We start from the raw sequence: 19,293 nt of genomic DNA, 5'->3' as shown, positions 1-19,293 counted from the left end.
TTTGAGGAATGGCAGGGAGTTTTGAGCAATTGACTTTTTCAAGTGCTCGAATTTCGTGGAGTTTTAAAAAGAGTAGGCTTTTGTTTCCTATTTATCCCTTAAACGTTTGTAAAATAGGAAGGGGCTGTGACATCTGTCACAGCCCCTTTGGCGATTATTTTGTGGATTCCACGGTTGCTGAGAAAGCTTCAATAACAGGAATCACTTCTAATTTTAACTTATATTTGCGCTCCAAAGCGGGTTCGATAGTAAACTGATTTTTTTCCTTCGTAGAAATTGTTGCAAGCAAACGGTCTTCTTTTGCAGTTTTTTCAACAACGTGTAAGGAATCGGTCTCTTCCACGACAGCAAATTTTGGGAAGGCTGTGATGGCGGTTTTAAACTCATCGAAAGCCGACTTGGTAGTTGCTTCTTTTTCTACAGCGCCTTCTGTTTCGTTTTCAACGAGTGTTTTTTCTGTCGGCGTCTGTGTCGTCGCAGCTTCAAGAGTGACAGGAGCCGCTTCTTTGATTTCTTCTTTCTTTGTTCCTTGCGTTGTTGCTCCCCAGTAACTAGCAAATTCGTCGACAAGCTTCCGACTGAAACGAGCTAATAAACCAGCTTCTGACTGTTGAATCCGTTTGATGACGAGGTTGAAATTTTCATCTAGTGGTACGGCGATGACTTGATCGCGTGTTGTTTCACCTAAAAATGTAATAGACATTTCCTCAGGTGTTTCAAAATGAATTCCGACTTCAACCGGTAGTTGGTAGTGAGTCATTGCCTGCTTTTCCATTTCGCGGAAGAGTTGTGCGCGGGCTTGATTAAAAGACGGACGAAATTGTTGTTTTAATTTTGCTAATTGTTTCTTTTTCATGATGATCCCCTTTCGATACTGTTAAATTATAGGCAAAAAACCGAAAAATAGAAAGGTATTTTCATGAAAAATCGGTTTTGCATTAAAAAACGGTGAGTAAAATGAAAGCTAACTAAGAGTCAATCCTCGCTTAGGCTCGCAATGCTTGCATATTTTGGCAAAATGGCAATGCATTGTTGATTTTTTGCAATTGCGATGAGTTGGCCCTTCCATAAATCCAAAGTATAATCCATTCCCAAGTGTTGCTGCAAGGCATCACGAACCTGTGCATTGGTCCATTCTCGAGCAGGGAAGTGTTGTACTTTATCTGGATGCACTAAGAAAATAAAGGCGGGTTGAAAGGTCTGTGTGATCGCTGTGTCTAATGCGTTGAGACGTTCAAAAATATCCATATGTTCTCCTTTTGTAATCAAGTCTTTGCTATCAGTATACCATATTTCTTTTAGGTGGGAAAAACTAGGTGGGAAAAACGAAGAAAAAACAAAGACTTTCAGAATCATATTCCCCCTTTCATGAAAATTGAGTATACTAAGTCAGGTAAAGGAGATAAGAAAAATGGATATCTATTTAAAACAAGCAATTTTACACTTAGTCGATCGCGAGGCAGGTGATCCAGTGTACTCGCAAGTGCCACTTGATTTAACAGCAGCATTTATTCGAGATTATTTAATCAAAAAAATTCAAAAACTATCGACCGCTCAGACGAAGACGGGGACCTTGCTGGCCGAATCAAAAGTCGGCGAAATGTTGACTCAAGCCACTGAAAATTTTGTGGCTTTTAGTGAAAGTTTTGTGAATCATTGGTATCAATTTTATCGTGCGAGTGAGGATGCACCAAACAGCGATGTTTTTATTGTTTTATATGAGGAAGATGCACAGACATACCTAGCTTTTATAAAGGTTCATTATAAAGAAGCTTACACGCATTTTACGGATTTAAGTGAAGCTGGGATTGCAAACCAGCTGATTTTAAATCGTGCCATCTTAGCTAGCAAAAGTCAAAAACCAGATGAGGGGTTAACGATTCACTTAGAAACACTCGCTTATGAATTAATTGAGAAAAAATTTATGTTCTCTGGTGAAAAACGTTTTTATTTCTCTACGAATGTCATTGAATCGGTACCGATGCCTTCGTTAGATGAAAACTTGAGTGTGATCAAAAAAGCAGCCAAAAAGATGAGCGAAAAGTTTGAAACACCAACTTATGATGTCTTAGCCAATGTACAAGAGGCCGTTTTTGACACGATTGAAACGGTAGGGGCCATTGATACTTCTGAAATTGCAGAAAAAGTTTTTAAGGAAAATATTTCTGCCCGTTTGGCCTTTCAAGAGGAAATCAAAGAAAAAGGGTTTATTGAGCAAGCCCCCCTTGTTAAAGACGTGCAAGAAATTTCTGAAAAAAAATTTGGCAAACAAAAGTTGAGGCTGTCAAACGGGATTGAATTAATTGTGCCACTTGATGTGTATCGGAATCCAGACTTGATTGAATTTATCAATCATCCGGATGGCACGCTTTCGGTAACGATTAAAAAGGTCGAAGATATTATCAATCGTTTATAAAAGAAAACTTAAAAAATCGGTCGTTTCAGTAAATAACGCTTGATTTTATAGACAAAAAAAGAAACAAATAGTAGTCTGAAGTCTGACCAAAAAAAGGTGGGATAAAGATGAGACGAAAAAAGAAAAAACGGTCAAGAAAAGGGATGTTCTTCTTCTTTGTCCTCGTGATTAGTGGGTTCTCTTTTTTATTTATGAAAAATGTAAAATATTATCAACAAGTGATGGCGCTAGAAAGTGAAGTCATCCAAAAAGCAGAGTTATACGGTGTGTCAGAATACAGTGAGTTGATTTTAAGTATGATTTTGACAGAATCAAAAGGGGTGGGTCCCGATCCAATGCAAAGTTCTGAGAGTGCCTATGGCGAAGTTGGAAAAATGGGACTCCCCGAAGAAAGCATCGACCAAGGAGTCGCATACTTAGCCAACAACTTGGCCCTTGCCAAAAGCGAAGGGGTTGATTTATGGACCGCCGTTCAAGCCTATAATTTCGGACTCGATTACATTCCTTTTGTGCGTGAACGTGGTGGGATCAATACTTTGGATTTAGCTGAAGAGTATTCAAGAGCGTATTTAGCTCCAGAACTAGGAAATACGACCCAGGCGCGCTATCGTTATTGGCGCCTATCGTCCCTTTTATACAATGGCGGCTATTTGTATTATGATGGGGGAAATATTTTTTATGCCCAGTCAGTCAAATGGAATGAACAGAAAATGCGTTTTTTTCATTTTTTATGGGATTTGTGGTAAAAACATAGGGAGTCCTCAGGCAAAGGACTTGAAAGATTTGTCAATTGTGGTAGAATGGAATACGTAGAAAACTGTCTGTTTTAAAATCGCGCTGATTCCGATTAGTGCGATTTTTTACCGATAAAGACAAGCTCCTGAAGACTATTTGTAGGAGGTGAGTCCGCTGTGATGAAGATTCCACAATCTGTCATCGATGATATTCGGAGTCGGACGAATATTGTTGAAATTATCGGACAATACGTCCAACTCAAAAAGTCCGGTGGTCATAATTACACAGGGCTCTGTCCTTTTCATAATGAAAAAACCCCTTCATTTTCTGTCGCGGAAGACAAACAATTTTATTATTGTTTTGGTTGCGGTCGCGGAGGCAATGTTTTTCGTTTTATGGAGGAAATTGAGGGATTAAGCTTTGCCGAATCGGTTTACCGTGTGGCGGAACTGGAACAAATTCCCTTAGATACGCAATATCAAACACGTACGTTTGAAACAGGGGAAGCGTCAAAGAGTAAACATTTAATCGAATTACACGAAAAAGCGGCAGAAATCTATCATCATTTATTGATGCAAACAACTGCAGGGCAAGCAGCGCTCGATTATTTGTTGAAAAGAGGACTAACCGAAGAACTAATTACCGAGTATCAGATTGGGTTTGCGCCCATGCAACGAGAGTTTTTGGAGAAGATTTTTCGTAATGAAAATTTAGCAGAAGCATACTTTGCAGAATCAGGGTTATTTGTTGAGCGAGACGATGGTCAATTATTAGACCGTTTCTACCAGCGTGTAATCTTTCCAATTCGCAATCCGCAAGGGAAAACGATTGGTTTTTCAGGTCGTTGGTTTGATACGGAAGCCTTTTCTGATCCCAACCAACCTAAGTATTTGAATTCACCTGAAACAGCTATTTTTAATAAACGGGAAGTATTGTTTAACTTAGATAAAGCGCGCGGAACCATCCGAAAAACAGGAGAAGTTTTTTTATTCGAAGGGTTTATGGATGTCTTAGCTGCTTGGCAAGCAGGTATTGAAAATGGGATTGCTTCAATGGGGACGAGTTTGACTCAACAGCAACTGGTTGCGATTGAGCGATTAGCAGAAAATGTGATTTTTGCATACGATGGCGATCAGGCAGGTGTTGAAGCGACCAATCGCGGGATTGAATTATTAAAAAAAGAGACGCGATTGAAACTATCGATTTTGCATTTCCCAGAACGGCTTGATCCAGACGACTACCTGCGCAAGTATGGAGCAGAGGCCTTTCGTCAGTTAGCGATTCATGGAAGAGAAACGATTTTTTCTTTTAAAATGACTTATCATCGGTTGCAGCGAAATTTAGCGAATGAAAAAGATCAACTTGATTATTTAGACGTGTTGTTAGAAGAATTGATTGAAGTCGATTCATTAATTGAACAAGATCGTTATTTAACGCAACTTTCGACAGAATTTCAAGTGAGTCGTGAAGCGCTCCAACAACAACTCAATCAAATCAAACAGATGAAGCGCCAGCAACGAATGAGACAGGTAGAAGTGCCCGTTTATCAAGAGGAATTACCAATGGCGCCTCAAACAACTGCACCAAGAAAGAAAACGCAAATCGAGAAGGCACAAGAGTTGTTGCTCTATCGTCTGTTTAATGAAGAAGGATTTAATCAGCGCTTTAAAAATTTTCCAATCCATTTTCCTGATGAAATTTATCAAGAGTTGTACTTGTTATATGACACGTATTTCACGACGGAAATGACCTTTGAAGTTTCGCGATTTTTGGATTTTTTAAAAGAAGAAAAATTACGACAACTCGTGATTCAAATTGCGAGTCTGAATGTACCCCGCGAAAGTAGTGAACAAGAAGTTCAAGACCTGATTCGTATTTTGCAGACGGCTACTTTGGTTGAAGAAATTCAAAAAAAGAAATTAGCTCAGCAACTAGCGAGTCAACAAGGAAATCAACAATTAGAATTAGAACTAGCAGTCGAGATTATTCGATTAACCAAACAATTAAAGCAAACGCAATAGCACATTAAAGGGGGATTTCTCTCATGGCAGAAGAAATAAAAGTAGGATACGATAAAGCGGTCAAAGACTTTATCAAAGAGAACAAAAGTAAAGGGCAAGTTGTTTACGATGAACTGTCGAATCAATTAGCGACACCCTTTGAGTTGGATGCAGACGCGATGGATGCTTTAATTCAAAAAGTAGAAGATGCCGGAATTAGTGTCGTTGATGAAAATGGCGATCCTTCCGTTCATAGTTTGAAATCCGAAGAAAAAGCAGAAGAAAAAGAAAAGAAAACCACACACGAAGACCTCTCTGCTCCAACAGGTGTGAAAATCAATGACCCCGTTCGGATGTATTTAAAAGAGATTGGCCGAGTGTCCTTGTTAACTGCAGATGAAGAAGTTGCCTTAGCTTTGAAAATTGAAGAAGGCGATCAGCAAGCAAAACAAGATTTAGCAGAAGCCAATTTACGTTTAGTCGTAAGTATTGCGAAACGTTATGTAGGTCGTGGCATGCAGTTTTTAGACCTCATTCAAGAAGGAAACATGGGGTTAATGAAGGCTGTTGAAAAGTTCGATCATCGTAAAGGATTTAAATTTTCAACGTATGCGACTTGGTGGATTCGTCAAGCAATTACTCGTGCGATTGCCGACCAAGCACGAACCATTCGCATTCCTGTTCATATGGTTGAAACGATTAATAAATTAATTCGTATCCAAAGACAACTCTTGCAAGATTTGGGACGCGAACCAACGCCGGAAGAAATCGGAGCTGAGATGGACCTGCCGACAGAGAAAGTTCGGGAAATCCTTAAAATCGCTCAAGAACCTGTTTCTTTGGAAACACCAATTGGTGAAGAAGACGACTCGCATTTAGGTGATTTTATTGAAGATAAAGATGCAACAAGTCCAGCAGAACATGCGGCTTACGAACTGCTAAAAGAACAATTAGAAGATGTGTTAGATACGTTAACCGATCGTGAAGAAAACGTCTTACGTCTCCGCTTTGGAATTGACGATGGACGCACAAGAACACTTGAAGAAGTGGGGAAAGTTTTCGGTGTGACTCGTGAACGCATTCGCCAAATTGAAGCAAAAGCTTTACGTAAATTACGCCATCCCTCTCGTTCCAAACAGTTAAAAGACTTTTTAGAATAAAAAAGAAAAAAGGAGTGACAGTTGTTTGTCACCCTTTTTTTGTGTGTTTGAAAGTTATGGTTCAATGAAAGACTTTTTAAACCGATAGGAGAAGGGAGTTGGAATTTAATAAAAACGTAATGGAATAAGTCTTGGCTAAGCTTGTAAACTATGTTAAATTTAACTTTGATGAAAGAAAAAGGAGTCAACAAAGTGATAAAAAAATGTCCTCATTGTGAGTTTGAACCCATTCAGGATCAATTGATTTGTCCAAGCTGTGGTTCAGAATTAAACGAAAATATTTCAAAACAAATTAAAGAAGATCAAACATTGACTACGCCACTTGAAGAATCAGAAAAAGAGTCAAATGATAATATTAACTGGTCGAATTACCAAGAAGTTTCACTCGGATCAGTCATGGAACACTTTAATGATGCAATTGATGAAGAAGCAGCAGATTCAACCAATGAGTTTGCGGACAATCCGATCTTGGAAGCGTATATTCGACGCCATCGTAATGGCGATCAAGCAGCAGATCAAGACTTGGTTGCAGCCATTGAAAAACAAAAAGAGGAAAAAGAGGAAAGTTTGGCAGAACCTTCTGTCATTGTGACGAAAGGTGAGGAAGACGTCGAAGAAAAAGAGGCAGCCCCAACGTTTCAAGAGGAAACGAAAACAGAGCAAGCATTGACGGAAATGAAAGATGCCCCTTTAGAAGAAACTACGACGTTGGAAGCATCCGCAACAGTGACTGAAGCACCAGTAGAAGAAGCTCTATCATCGCTGCAAGGAAACTTGGAAGCACCCTTACCGACGGCTGATGACAAGCAAGCTGAAGCAACAAAAGAGGAAATAAAAGCGAAGCAACCCATACCAGGTGTATCAATTGTCGAGGAAGAAGCGCAAGCAAAAGAACGTTCACAAACCGAAATGGCTTTAGAAAGAATTCGCCAGTTCGAAGAAAAAGAGCAGCAAACGCTCGATCCGCTACCACCTCTTGCGGGAGCAGAGCAAGAACCAACCAAGGAGACGCCAAAAACGAACGAGCGTCAACCGAAAAAACAAAAGAATAAAAAATGGCTTTACCTCACAGCAGCAGGTGTGTTATTTGCAGCAGGAGGGGGTTGGCTCTATGTGGATGCACAACAAAAGGCCGAAGCTGCACGTCAGGAACAAATCCAACAAGAAAAAGATTTTTCAACGTTGACGCAGCAGATTGAAGGTTTTTACTTAGACGAAGCACAACAATTTGTCAAACCTGAAAAAACAATTGATGAACTAAACAAATTAATCGACCAGCTCCCAGCATTTAAACAACAAGAAAAGTATTCAGAAGTTCAGACGCTTAGTCAAGATTTACGAAAAAAAATGGGATTAATCGATACGATTAACGCGTCATTTACTAAGCCAATTATTGTGGGCGATCAATTGGACAAAGAAGTTCACATCAAGAGTACAGAACCGATTTCTACAGAGTTGTTAACTGAGAAAACACTTTTTGCGATTTTAGCTAATGAAGCTTTACAGTTAGGTAAAATTGAGTTGCAACAAGTCCAAAGTGCTCAAGAAGCAGTAGCGGAGGTGACCTCTTTTTATCAAGAGGGGAAACTATCAGCTGATCTTTCAAGAAAGACATTTGATGGCGTGAAAAAACAAGTCAGCGATTTATTTGAGATTGCTGACAAAGAGACCTTATTGGCTGAATTAGAACCCGTTGAAAAAGCCCTTGTTGCACGTGAAAAAGCAGAAAAAGAAGCGAAGCTCGCAGCAGAGAAAAAAGCAGCCGAAGAAGAAGCAGCTAAAATTGCCTATGAAGAGCAGCAGCAAGCGCTTGCCAATCAAGGAAAACGCGAAAATGCAGGACAAGAAATTCTAAGTGCGAATACTCCGACGAATCGGAACAATCAGCCAATCATTGCCTCCCGTCAAAGTGATATTAATGACGTGAATCATGCAGGATGGGCGTGGGCACCCGGAGTGTATGATGCCTTTATTAAAACCGTAATCGATCGTGGTTATGTCGTGGCCGATGGTTTCTATTTGGAACCGGTTCGGATTGAAAATGGCGAAGGTTACTACCATTTATATGCGACAAGTAACCAATCAAAATTATTAACCGGCACCCCACAATCAAGCTTGCCATTTTACCTTGTCACCGTGAATGCCAAGACTGGTTATTTCAAGGGGAATGGCTCCAATTAATAAAACTTGAGACTCTCTCTTCTTTTCGATATGATAGTTCAGTATACTTATCGAAAAGAAGGGGGTTTTTTTATGGAAACTGTTGAGTACAAGCCAACTTTCGCAGATGGCATTCGTGCTTGTGTACCAACGATTTTAGGTTATTTGGGGATTGGTTTTGCCATGGGGGTTGTGGGCAAAGGGATTGGTTTAAGTATTTTACAAATCTTTTTAATGTCCGTGATTGTCTATGCTGGAAGTGCCCAGTTTATTATTTGTGGCTTATTGGCGATTCAAGCGCCAATGACCTCGATTATTGTTACGGTCTTTTTTGTTAATTTACGCCATTTTTTAATGAGTCTATCTGTCGCACCCTATTTTCAAAAAGCGAGTCTGTGGGAAAATATTGGCATCGGTTCCTTATTGACAGATGAATCTTATGGGGTACTCACGACCTATTTACGTCAGAATCGCGTGGTTAGCGTGCCTTGGATGAATGGGTTGAATCTTTTGGCTTATGGCGTTTGGATCGTTTCGACTGTTCTAGGAGGCGTTTTAGGCCGTTTTATCAGCCAACCTGAACGTTTAGGGTTGGATTTTGCTTTAGTCGCGATGTTTTTGGGGTTGTTTTTATTTCAAGCCGAAGCCGAACTTAAACGTCACACAAAAAAAACAATTCTTGTGTTAGCCAGCGTGTTTATCAGTTTGTACTTCTTGATGTGGTGGACCAGTCCGGAATTGTCCGTCATTTTGGCAACATTGATTGGCTCTTTGATTGGAGGGTTCATGAATGACTGATAAAAATTATTGGCTACTCATTTTAGGCAGTGGCTTGGTGACATGGATTCCAAGAGTTTTACCCTTTGTTTTTTCGCGAAAAGTCACTTTTTCTCCACGTTTCCGGCAGTTTTTAGACTACTTACCATTATGTATTTTAGCCGCTCTTTTACTGCAAAGTTTACTTGTTGTGGAAGATAATCATTTACCAAAATTAAAAATTCAAGAAACAATGGCTTGTATTCCAACTTTTATCATTGGTTATTACACAAAAGATTTGATGAAAATTGTGATTACAGGTATTATTACAATAGCACTTATTCGTTTAATCGGATAAAACTCAGAATGAGAAGGAATGAGGAGACAAAATGAATGAATTAATCGCATCCGTATTTAGCGGATTGATTATTGATGAGAATGAACAAGCTTATTTTGTTCAAAAAAATGGGATTACCTTTCGTTTAGACAAGGGAGAAGGAACGTATGCCTTAGGGGATGCAGTTGAAGGTTTTGGCTACCAAAACCAAAAAGAAGAGTGGTGTTTCACAACAAACATTCCACAAATTCGAAAAGATCATTATGCCTATGGTGAGGTCGTTGAATCTAGACGTGATTTAGGCGTGTTTGTTTCAATTGGCTTGCCAGATAAGGATGTTGCGGTTTCTTCGGATGAATTGCCTTTAATGCGTGAACTATGGCCGAAAAAAGGAGATCAATTGATGATTGCCTTAAGCGTGGATGAAAAAGGCCGTCTTTGGGGGAACCTTGCAGATGAGAAAATGTTTCAAGCGCTCGGTCAACCAGCTGGAGAAGAAGCCTTAAATCAAGATGTGACTGCGACGGTTTACCGCTTAAAAATGGTCGGTACGTTTGTCATTACCGACGCCATGCATTTAGGTTTTATTCATCCATCTGAGCGTTATCAAGAACCTCGTTTAGGTGAAAAAGTGCAAGCACGAGTGATTGGTATTCGTCCGGATGGTTCTTTAAACTTATCCTTAAAACCACGGGCGCATGAAGCGATTGGGGACGATGCGGCTATGATCTTAGCCTTTTTAAATCGCGCGCCGGAAAACCAAATGGCTTACACAGACAAGTCAAGTCCAGCAGAGATTTTGAGCATGTTTGGAATTAGTAAAGGCCAGTTTAAACGAGCGTTAGGAAACTTAATGAAACAACGATTGATTGAACAAAAAGATGGCGTGACACGCTTAGTAAAGAAGTCTGATTAGTTTCCCTTGTTTATTTCATGTTGCTACTTTATAATGATTCTTATATGTAAAAAGAAGTTCTTTAGAATGATTATAAAAGATAGGGGATAAAATGAATATTACAGATTCTTTGAAAAAGACCAAAAATCAATTGCATGAATCCGGTTTTAAGCTAACCCCTCAAAGAGAAGCTACTTTGCTCGTTTTATTAGAAAACGAAAAAGACCATCTATCTGCAGAAGAAATTTATTTTTTTGTAAAAAAGAAAAATGCTGATATTGGGTTAGCAACGGTTTATCGAACGTTAGAAATTTTAACAGATATTAAAATTGTCGATAAAATTAGTTTTGATGATGGGGTTGCTCGGTACGACTTAAGAAAAGAAGGCGCCGATCATTTTCACCACCACTTGCTTTGTTTGGAATGTGGAAATATTGAAGAAATTGAAGACGATCTTCTAGGTGAAGTTGAAAAAATTGTTGAAAAAGATTTTCAATTTCTCGTAAAAGATCATCGTTTGACCTTTCATGGTGTTTGTCAAAAATGTCAAGTCCTTACAAAAAGCTGAACTTCTCTCGAAGGAAGTTCAGCTTTTTTCGAATCTTCCCTGTTTGTACTTAAAAAGGTTGACGAGTGTGAGAAAAGAAAAAAATAGGATTCTTTAAGGGATGCTATTCGAATGCTTAAAAATTTGGTATGATAGGGTGTTGAGAGTAGGTGGAGGAATGAACGAGCAAATTATTGATTATTTACATTTTTTGACCATTGAAAGAGGACTTGCTGAGAATACCAAAACGAACTATCGTCGCGACCTTGAGAAATATTTGGCTTTTTTAACTCTCAGACAAGTGTCGAGTTGGCAAGCAGTGGATCGTTTTTTAGTGATTGATTTTTTGCAACAATTAAAAGAAGAGAAAAAATCAACCGCTACGATTGCACGGATGATTACAAGTCTAAGGCAATTCCACCAATTTTTACGCCAAGAGCGATTGACCGACCATAATCCAATGCAGCATATTGAATTGCCGAAAAAATCCCAAAGATTGCCTGATATTTTAAGTTTATCCGAAGTGGAACGTTTGATTGAAACGCCAAACACAAAAGAACCCTTGGGGATTCGTGATCGAGCGATGCTAGAGGTACTCTATGCAACAGGATTAAGGGTCAGTGAATTGGTGAGTTTACGTCTGCAAGATTTGCATTTAAGCATCGGGCTTTTAAAAACGATTGGAAAAGGCGATAAAGAACGCATCGTCCCCTTAGGAGATTTAGCGATTCAGTGGGTAGAGCGTTACTTAGAAGAAGCACGTCCACTACTGACCGTCAAACAGCCGGATGAAACACATCTTTTTGTCAATCGACAAGGGACTGGACTTAGCCGCCAAGGCATTTGGAAAAATATGAAACAACTTGTTCAAAAGGCGGGTATTCATAAGAATGTGACCCCCCATACGCTGCGTCATAGTTTTGCGACTCATTTATTAGAAAATGGCGCAGATTTACGAACGGTGCAAGAGTTGTTAGGGCATGCGGATATTTCAACGACCCAAATCTATACGCATATTACGAAAAAACGGATGACGGAAGTATATAAACAGTATTTCCCAAGAGCCTAGAAATTGAAGGAATGAAATAATGCAAGAAATTCAAATTAAATTAGATGTGTTTGAAGGCCCACTTGATTTGCTGTTGCATCTAATTCAAAAGCTAGAAATAGACATTTATGATATTCCAATCGCGGCAGTCACTGATCAATACATGCAATACATTCATGCGATGAAAGAATTTGAACTTGGTCTGGCTGGGGAGTACTTGGTGATGGCCGCAACATTAATGGCGATTAAAAGTCAAACGTTGCTACCGACGATGGAATTAGACTTTGAATTAGAAGAAGATTTTTATGAAGAGGACCCTCGTGATGCGTTAGTCAATCAACTGTTAGAGTATCGAAAGTTTAAATATGCCGCCGATCAATTGGCTGAAAAAGCGAGTGAACGAAGCCAGTATTTTACGAAAGAGCCGATGAGTGTCGAAACTTTTCAAACGAAAGAACAACCGGTTTTAAAAGAAAATCAAATTACGACCATTGATTTGTTTTTTGCTTTTCATAAAATGTTAGAAAAAAAACGCCAACAGAGTCCTTTAGAAACGACGATTGCTGCAGAAGAAGTCACAATGGCAGAAAAAATGCAATGGTTAGAAGGAGAAATTCAAGGTCTAAGCCCTAAAGAAGGTCGCCCTTTATCTGCCTTTTTACGCCATTATAGTAAAAGTGAAATTGTCACAACTTTTTTAGCTTTGTTGGAATTAATGAAAAAGCAAAAAGTGATGGTCGTTCAAAAAAGCAATGAAGAACCAATGATGTTATATGCAGTAGGAGAATGAGATGAATAAATTAAGTGAAATCGAAGCCATTTTATTTGTTGTTGGCGATGAGGGAATCGCTCTGGAAGAGTTAAGTTTTTTGCTTGATCAGACGCCGAGCCAAGTGTATCCCTTAGTTCAAGAGCTAAATGCGACGTATTTGGCAGATGAAAATCGGAGTTTGCACATATTAGAAGTGGGGAACCAACTAATCTTAACGACAAAAAAAGATTTTGCACCACTATTAAAACGATACGCGCAATCGCCCATGTCTAACCGACTATCGCAAGCCGCAATTGAGACATTAGCGATTATTGCGTACAAGCAACCAATTACACGGATGGAGGTTGATGATATCCGTGGGGTCAAATCTTCGGGCTCCATTCAACGTTTAACCAATTTACAATTGATTGAAGAACAAGGCCGTGTCGATGGACCAGGTCGAGCGATTTTATATGGCACCACCGCCTATTTTATGGATTATTTTGGCTTGAAAACGATGAGTGAATTACCGGATATTGAACAAATGGAAGCTGATTTAGCAGAAGAAATGCCCAAAGATTTATTTTTTAATTCGTTTCAAGAGCATTTAGTAAAAGAAGATTAACGAGGAGATGTGTGAATGGAAAGATTACAAAAAGTGATTGCACATGCAGGAATTGCTTCAAGAAGAAAAGCGGAAGAATACATATTGGCTGGTCGTGTCAAGGTGAATGGCCAAGTGACCAAAGAACTAGGGACAAAAGTTGGGAATAAAGATATTGTTGAAGTAGACAATGTTCCGATTTATCAAGAGGAGCCGGTTTATTACTTACTTTATAAGCCAAGAGGTGTTATTTCTGCTGTATCTGATGACAAAGGCAGAAAAGTAGTCACCGAATTTTTCCCAAATGTCAAAGAACGTATTTATCCGGTTGGTCGTTTAGATTATGATACGTCTGGTTTATTACTCTTGACGAATGATGGGGCATTTTCGCAAAAATTGACCCATCCTAAATATCAAGTCGATAAGGTCTATGTTGCAAAAGTTAAAGGAAAAGCAGACAACAAACAACTACTGCCGTTGACCAGAGGGATACGAATTGAGGGTGAAAAAATGGCACCTGCAAAATTCAATATCCTTTCAAACGACGTGAAAACAGGAACCAGTATCGTAGAATTAACCATTCACGAAGGGAAAAACCATCAGGTGAAAAAGATGTTGAAAGCAGTTGGGCTGCCTGTTCAAAAACTAAAACGCGAACGCTATGGTCATTTGACCCTAGATAAATTAAGTTCGGGCCAATCACGTGAATTGACGAAAAAAGAAGTGAGTCAATTACTGGATCTATCCGCAACAAGCCGTAAAAAATAAATGAAGCAAATTCGTTGCTTTTTTCACAAGATGAGCTATAATGGTCTTGTAATAAAAAATAATAAGGTTCGTCTTCAGGGCAGGGTGTAATTCCCGACCGGTGGTGAAAGTCCACGACCTGCTTTTTCTATTAGATGGAAAAAGTGGCTGAATTGGTGAAATTCCAATACCGACAGTAAAGTCTGGATGAAAGAAGATAGGGCGTATTTAGGTTGTCTTAATTTTTGTCAATCAAATACCCTATTTTTCTTTGGAGAAAAATAGGGTATTTTTTTATGATAAGGACAAAAAAAAGATGAATTAAGGACGTTTTGAAGATGATTCCTAAAAATTAGGAGGATTTTACAATGAGTAACAAGGTTCAAAAGATGGTTTCCGTTTCAATGTTTGCCGCAATGGGGTTAGTGATGCAGTTTGTCTCCTTCCCGATATTACCCGTTTTTCCGTTTTTAAAGGTCGATTTTAGTGATATACCGGTTCTACTGAGCATGTTTTTATATGGGCCCTTAGCAGGTGTATTAACGGCGTTTATTCGCTCGACTTTACATACGTTGCTGACAGGTTTATCTCCGCAAAACCTTGTGGGAGATATTGCGAGTTTTATTGCGACGAGTATTTTTACATTGCCAATTTATTATATCTTCCGCCGTGGGACAGGATCCTTGAATAAAATTTTGGGCATGGTGACAGGTATACTGAGTATGAGTCTTGTTTTAAGTATTGCCAATTACTTTATTATTACGCCACTTTATTTATTCTTTTTTGGTGTAACAGCCGACCAATTTTTAGGCATGTCTTTAGCAAGCTATGTTGTCGTAGGCATTTTCCCATTTAACCTGATTAAAGGAATGATGGTGAGTGTCGTCTTCCTAGTCTTACATGCGAAGTTATTGCCATGGTTAGCAAAAAAACAACATTTTAGCCGTCACCATTCCTTTTAGTTTAATTAAGCAAGCAAAAAGTAACCAAGATGCCCATTATCCTAGGCGTCTTGGTTACTTTTTTACGTATTTCATTAGGAAGGTGTAGAATCTTCCAACAAAATTGCGCGTGTTGGGCACTTCCGATAAGCGAAAAGGACTTGTTCTTTGTCCTCATTTTGAATAAACTGTTGATGAGCAGACGGATCTTGCGCAAAAAGAACGATGCCGTCATCATCATAGTCAAAAATTTTAGGCGCATAAATGGCGCAAAGGCCACAAGCAATACAGCGCTCAGGCTCAATTTTACATCGTTGAGGCATAAAATCACCACTTTCTGGAGGATCAAAATGAATAAGTTTATTTTAGCTCTATTTCAAGAGAAGCACAAGTTAAAGTCCACTACGCTCTATCAAGTTTTGATTGGCAGGCGGACGACTTCGGTTTTAAGTTATGCGTATTTTAATGACTTGCTGCCTTTTTTTGGAATTTTTCCTGAACTAAAGGAAGAGATATTTGCTCATCAGTTGGCCACATTAGAAAAAGCAGGAGAAATCGTTCGAGTGAACGACGATTCGAAACAGTTCCAGCTAACAAGCGAGAAGCAAAATCCAACGCTTTTCGCAGACTTTCCCTTTTTGAATTCCTTTCGGTTTGGAAGAAAGGAACAAGAAGCCTGGCATCTCGTTCAATTTTTAACACAAGTAGCCTCTTATTTAGGTAAGAGTCGCTCCTACTTGCCTTTAGCAAGTTCGACCTACGATTTAATGAAAACGCGGCAATTTGTTCACTTGCATAAGCCGCAGTTAAGAGAAACCATTTATGCAGAACTTTCGCATCTTTTTCAAGCATTGCCGCGCGAAACGTCCAATTTTTTGAGTCAAACCTTGACTGGGTTTCAACAAAACGGCGCTGCTTTTTTTCAATTGTTACCTGAGCAATATCAAGAAACTCCGTGGAGTCAAATCTATCTCTCGAATCATTTACATGCTTTTTTTGCGGTATTGCTTCATTATCCGGATTTTTTATTGTATGAATTTCTCTGGCCTACCTTACGTGCCAATCAAAACCAAAGTGCCTTATTTTCAAAGCAGCTGTTTCAATCAGGCTTATCGCTCGAAGCAATCGGTGTCAAACGTGGCTTGAAGCAAGGAACCTTACATGATCATCTACTCGAATGGGCAATGTTGGATGTGAATTTCCCTTTTTCTGCTTTTTTAACGAAAGAAAAAGAAAAGAAATTTCAGCAGTTGCCACAAAAATCCTGGGAATTTACTTATCGGCAACTACAGTTGTCCGAAGAAATCCCTTTTTTTGAACTACGTCTCTATCAAATTCGTGAGAAAAGAGGAGAAAAATGATTGAACAAGCCTTAGCACACTACTTTGGTTACCAAACCTTTCGTAAAAATCAAAAAGAAATTATCGAATCGTTGCTCGCAGGACATGATACTTTAGGAATTTTACCAACAGGAACAGGTAAAAGTCTCTGTTATCAATTAACGGGATACTTAAGTGAAGGATTAGTCATTGTCGTTTCGCCTTTAATTTCGTTAATGGAAGATCAAGTCCACGCCTTATTGTCTTACGGGGAAAAAAGGGTCGTTGCATTAAATTCAACCTTACAAGGGTATGAAAAAGCATTTGCCATCGAACAATTACCGCAAACGAAATTTTTATTTTTGAGTCCAGAGATGCTTTTGCAACCCAATGTCTTGCAGGCATTAAAACAACAAAAAATTGCTTTGTTTGTGATTGATGAAGCCCACTGTGTATCTCAGTGGGGAATTGATTTTCGACCAGAATATCGAAATTTAGGGTTAGCCAAAAAAGCCTTGGGGAATCCAGTGACCTTGGCCTTGACGGCTACAGCAAATTTAAAAGTACAAGAAGAGATGGAAAAGCACTTGCTATCAAACCATCCGAATATTTATCGTGACTCTGCAAACCGAGAAAATATTGGTCTGTTTGTTGACGTGACCTCTAATAAAAAAGTGGCTTTAGAAACACTGCTCGCCCAAGTTGAAGGTGCTGGAATCATCTATTGTGCGACGAGAAAAACGGTCGAAGCCCTGTATCAAGAATTAAAAGGGAAGTATCGTTTGGGCTACTATCATGGGGGCCTCGATTATCAGCAGCGTACACTTTTACAAAAACAGTTTCATGATCAGCAGCTACAATTTCTAATTGCGACGAATGCTTTTGGAATGGGGATTAATAAAGGAGACATTCGCTACGTTATCCACTATGATTTGCCAGACAGCATGGAAAATTATATACAAGAAATCGGTCGTGCAGGACGTGATCAGGAGCAAAGTTATGCGGTACTACTGTATCAAGCAGGGGATGAGGCGATTCATCATTTTTTTCAAAAGACAACGCGCATGAAACGAGAAGAGTTGACTTATCAAGTGGAAAAAAACCTTGAACTCCCACTCGATGAATTACAGGAGAAGTGGCGACAACAAGGAGCGATTGAAGGGATGCCGCAATTTCTGTCGTCTTTGAAAGCAAATGAGCAGGAAAAACAATTGAAACTGCAACAAATGCTCGTTTATATTACAGCGAAAGGATGTCGTCGACAACAAATGCTGCAAGCCTTAGGCGAAGACGTTTCCGACTTTCCTGACGTATGTTGTGACTGGCACGGGGCTCAACTACCTCAAAAAGAAGAACAGGCAAATGAGGGCTGGCAAGCACCTTTTACGAGTGATTGGGAAATGGTTTTAGAAAGAATGTTTAAAGAATGAAAAAACCTTATAAAAATATTAAGACATGAAGCATTTTCCTATGGTATAATACGGCGAAGAGACATAGGAGGGCAAAGACATTGAGTAGAAAAAAGAAACAAAAAGACATGCAAAACAATGAAGCAAATGAACCTTGGGAGCAACCCATCTATGATACAGAGGGGGAAGAAACGCTTAGTCGTTCGCAAAAGCGTCACACGAAAAAAAGTAATACGGCTTTCTTAACCACTGTACTCATCTTAATCTTCTTGATTGTGGCGATTCCGATTTCCGTGGGGGCTTGGGGATTATATCAAAAAAATAAACCAAGCAAACCGCAACCAACACCGGAAACAACCATTCAGTCAACCATTGAGTCGAGTTCAACGGTTGAATCGACCACAGAATCAAGTACAGAAGCTTCTTCCACAACAACTTCAAGTACGCAAGCCGTGGTCGATTCGTCTAGCGAAGCGGTGACACCACCAGTCCAAGCACCGGAAGAAACACCAAAACAACCAGATGAAAATCAAAATCAAACAGAAGGTGCAGAGTATATTGAGGTCTTAGCTGGTGAAGGTCCAAATGCCGTTGCCGCACGAGCAGGAATTTCAGTGGATGAATTGTACCGCTTAAATGGCATGTCAGCGGATAACTTCCATTTGAGTCCAGGTCAACAATTAAAAATTCGTTAAAAACCGTTTCGGCGGTTTTTTTTATGGAAAACATATACAAGGGGTTTATGAGATGAAAAAAATGAACGTTGCCATTGATGGACCAGCATCTTCTGGTAAAAGTACCGTTGCGAAATTATTGGCAAAAAAATATGGTTTTATTTATACCGATACGGGCGCGATGTATCGCAGTTTAACGTATTTAGCGATTCAACATCAAGTACCATTTTCTGATGAAGAAGGCTTAGTAGCGCTGCTCGAAAAATTCCCGATTACGTTTGAACAAACGCCTGAAGGACAAAAGGTTTTTGTTGCAGAGGAAGAGGTAACGCAAGCCATTCGTCAAAATGATGTAACGAATGGTGTGTCGGAAGTGTCTGCCTGGTCGAAAGTACGAGAAAAATTAGTCGATGCACAAAAAGAAATCGCAAAACACGGAGGCGTCGTAATGGATGGACGGGATATTGGAACCGCAGTCTTACCTGATGCCGAAGTGAAGATATTTTTAGTGGCTAGCGTTCTTGAACGAGCGGAAAGACGGTTTAAGGAGAATCAAGAAAAAGGCATTCAAGCTGAGTTTGAAACCTTAAAAAAAGAAATTGAACAAAGAGATTATCTTGATTCGACTCGAGAAGCGTCCCCTTTAAAACAGGCAGCTGATGCAATTAAAGTCGATACGACTGGCTTGAGCATTTCTGAAGTCGTTGCAACAATTGAACAAATTATGAATGAAAAACAAGAAAAAATGAAATAAGAAGGTCTGAATCGCCTCTTTTCCCTGAAAATCAAGGGAA

General features: G+C 39.4%; 21 protein-coding genes and 1 riboswitch. Of the genes, 18 read left to right on the top strand and 3 right to left on the bottom strand.

What is annotated here, in order from left to right:
- Positions 1 to 154: 154 nt before the first annotated feature.
- Positions 155 to 856, bottom strand: a complete 702-nt coding sequence (locus ACYSNO_RS11065) for a hypothetical protein (RefSeq protein ID WP_461731153.1) — start codon at positions 854 to 856, stop codon at positions 155 to 157.
- A 119-nt stretch (positions 857 to 975) separates the two neighbouring features.
- A complete protein-coding gene (locus ACYSNO_RS11060; RefSeq protein ID WP_461731152.1) occupies positions 976 to 1,248 on the bottom strand; it encodes a hypothetical protein in 273 nt (90 codons plus the stop codon).
- 163 nt (positions 1,249 to 1,411) lie between these two features.
- Between ACYSNO_RS11060 and ACYSNO_RS11055 the strand changes: the two genes are divergently transcribed.
- The 14 genes from ACYSNO_RS11055 (at position 1,412) to ACYSNO_RS10990 (ending at position 15,118) form a co-directional block, all read left to right on the top strand.
- Positions 1,412 to 2,416, top strand: a complete 1,005-nt coding sequence (locus tag ACYSNO_RS11055; RefSeq protein WP_461731151.1) for a nucleoid-associated protein — start codon at positions 1,412 to 1,414, stop codon at positions 2,414 to 2,416.
- Between the two features lie 107 nt (positions 2,417 to 2,523).
- A complete protein-coding gene (locus tag ACYSNO_RS11050; RefSeq protein WP_461731150.1) occupies positions 2,524 to 3,162 on the top strand; it encodes a lysozyme family protein in 639 nt (212 codons plus the stop codon).
- Positions 3,163 to 3,327: 165 nt separating this feature from the next.
- Positions 3,328 to 5,172 (top strand): DNA primase, encoded by a 1,845-nt coding sequence (gene dnaG / locus ACYSNO_RS11045; RefSeq protein ID WP_461731149.1) that lies wholly within the window; start codon positions 3,328 to 3,330, stop codon positions 5,170 to 5,172.
- 23 nt (positions 5,173 to 5,195) lie between these two features.
- Positions 5,196 to 6,311: an RNA polymerase sigma factor RpoD gene (gene rpoD / locus ACYSNO_RS11040; RefSeq protein ID WP_461731148.1), complete on the top strand. Its 1,116-nt coding sequence runs from the start codon at positions 5,196 to 5,198 to the stop codon at positions 6,309 to 6,311.
- 192 nt (positions 6,312 to 6,503) lie between these two features.
- Entirely contained in the window at positions 6,504 to 8,492 is a 1,989-nt protein-coding gene (locus tag ACYSNO_RS11035; RefSeq protein WP_461731147.1) for a cell division site-positioning protein MapZ family protein, read from the top strand.
- A gap of 72 nt (positions 8,493 to 8,564) precedes the next feature.
- Positions 8,565 to 9,269 (top strand): AzlC family ABC transporter permease, encoded by a 705-nt coding sequence (locus tag ACYSNO_RS11030; RefSeq protein WP_461731146.1) that lies wholly within the window; start codon positions 8,565 to 8,567, stop codon positions 9,267 to 9,269.
- On the top strand, positions 9,262 to 9,585 hold the full coding sequence (locus ACYSNO_RS11025) for an AzlD domain-containing protein (RefSeq protein WP_461731145.1): 324 nt from the start codon (positions 9,262 to 9,264) through the stop codon (positions 9,583 to 9,585). Before ACYSNO_RS11030 ends, ACYSNO_RS11025 begins: the two co-directional genes overlap by 8 nt.
- A gap of 31 nt (positions 9,586 to 9,616) precedes the next feature.
- On the top strand, positions 9,617 to 10,480 hold the full coding sequence (locus ACYSNO_RS11020; protein WP_461731144.1) for a CvfB family protein: 864 nt from the start codon (positions 9,617 to 9,619) through the stop codon (positions 10,478 to 10,480).
- Positions 10,481 to 10,571: 91 nt separating this feature from the next.
- Positions 10,572 to 11,027, top strand: coding sequence for a ferric iron uptake transcriptional regulator (fur, locus tag ACYSNO_RS11015; RefSeq protein ID WP_461731143.1), 456 nt, complete (start codon positions 10,572 to 10,574; stop codon positions 11,025 to 11,027).
- 157 nt (positions 11,028 to 11,184) lie between these two features.
- Entirely contained in the window at positions 11,185 to 12,075 is an 891-nt protein-coding gene (gene xerD, locus ACYSNO_RS11010; protein ID WP_461731142.1) for a site-specific tyrosine recombinase XerD, read from the top strand.
- A 19-nt stretch (positions 12,076 to 12,094) separates the two neighbouring features.
- Complete coding sequence (locus tag ACYSNO_RS11005; RefSeq protein ID WP_461731141.1) at positions 12,095 to 12,844, top strand: segregation/condensation protein A; 750 nt, start codon at positions 12,095 to 12,097, stop codon at positions 12,842 to 12,844.
- 1 nt (position 12,845) lies between these two features.
- Positions 12,846 to 13,430, top strand: coding sequence for an SMC-Scp complex subunit ScpB (gene scpB, locus ACYSNO_RS11000; RefSeq protein ID WP_461731140.1), 585 nt, complete (start codon positions 12,846 to 12,848; stop codon positions 13,428 to 13,430).
- Positions 13,431 to 13,445: 15 nt separating this feature from the next.
- On the top strand, positions 13,446 to 14,177 hold the full coding sequence (locus tag ACYSNO_RS10995) for a pseudouridine synthase (RefSeq protein WP_461731139.1): 732 nt from the start codon (positions 13,446 to 13,448) through the stop codon (positions 14,175 to 14,177).
- Between the two features lie 66 nt (positions 14,178 to 14,243).
- Positions 14,244 to 14,379: riboswitch (FMN riboswitch) on the top strand.
- Between the two features lie 145 nt (positions 14,380 to 14,524).
- The gene (locus ACYSNO_RS10990; RefSeq protein ID WP_461731138.1) at positions 14,525 to 15,118 is read left to right on the top strand and encodes an ECF transporter S component; all 594 of its coding nucleotides are present in this window, start codon (positions 14,525 to 14,527) and stop codon (positions 15,116 to 15,118) included.
- Between the two features lie 74 nt (positions 15,119 to 15,192).
- On the opposite strand, the gene ACYSNO_RS10985 is transcribed toward ACYSNO_RS10990, so the two are convergent.
- On the bottom strand, positions 15,193 to 15,420 hold the full coding sequence (locus ACYSNO_RS10985) for a ferredoxin (RefSeq protein WP_461731137.1): 228 nt from the start codon (positions 15,418 to 15,420) through the stop codon (positions 15,193 to 15,195).
- A 27-nt stretch (positions 15,421 to 15,447) separates the two neighbouring features.
- Here ACYSNO_RS10985 and ACYSNO_RS10980 point away from each other — a divergent pair, with 27 nt between their 5' ends.
- The 4 genes from ACYSNO_RS10980 (at position 15,448) to cmk (ending at position 19,253) form a co-directional block, all read left to right on the top strand.
- On the top strand, positions 15,448 to 16,458 hold the full coding sequence (locus tag ACYSNO_RS10980; RefSeq protein ID WP_461731136.1) for a helix-turn-helix domain-containing protein: 1,011 nt from the start codon (positions 15,448 to 15,450) through the stop codon (positions 16,456 to 16,458).
- Positions 16,455 to 17,846, top strand: coding sequence for a RecQ family ATP-dependent DNA helicase (locus ACYSNO_RS10975; protein WP_461731135.1), 1,392 nt, complete (start codon positions 16,455 to 16,457; stop codon positions 17,844 to 17,846). Before ACYSNO_RS10980 ends, ACYSNO_RS10975 begins: the two co-directional genes overlap by 4 nt.
- 80 nt (positions 17,847 to 17,926) lie before the next feature.
- On the top strand, positions 17,927 to 18,520 hold the full coding sequence (locus ACYSNO_RS10970; RefSeq protein ID WP_461731134.1) for an SAG1386/EF1546 family surface-associated protein: 594 nt from the start codon (positions 17,927 to 17,929) through the stop codon (positions 18,518 to 18,520).
- 52 nt (positions 18,521 to 18,572) lie between these two features.
- On the top strand, positions 18,573 to 19,253 hold the full coding sequence (gene cmk, locus ACYSNO_RS10965) for a (d)CMP kinase (RefSeq protein WP_461731133.1): 681 nt from the start codon (positions 18,573 to 18,575) through the stop codon (positions 19,251 to 19,253).
- Positions 19,254 to 19,293: the final 40 nt, after the last annotated feature.

It is taken from the genome of Enterococcus sp. LJL98, assembly GCF_054871745.1.
Note: the sequence above shows the minus strand (reverse complement) of the source record. Positions and strands in the feature narration are given on the sequence as shown.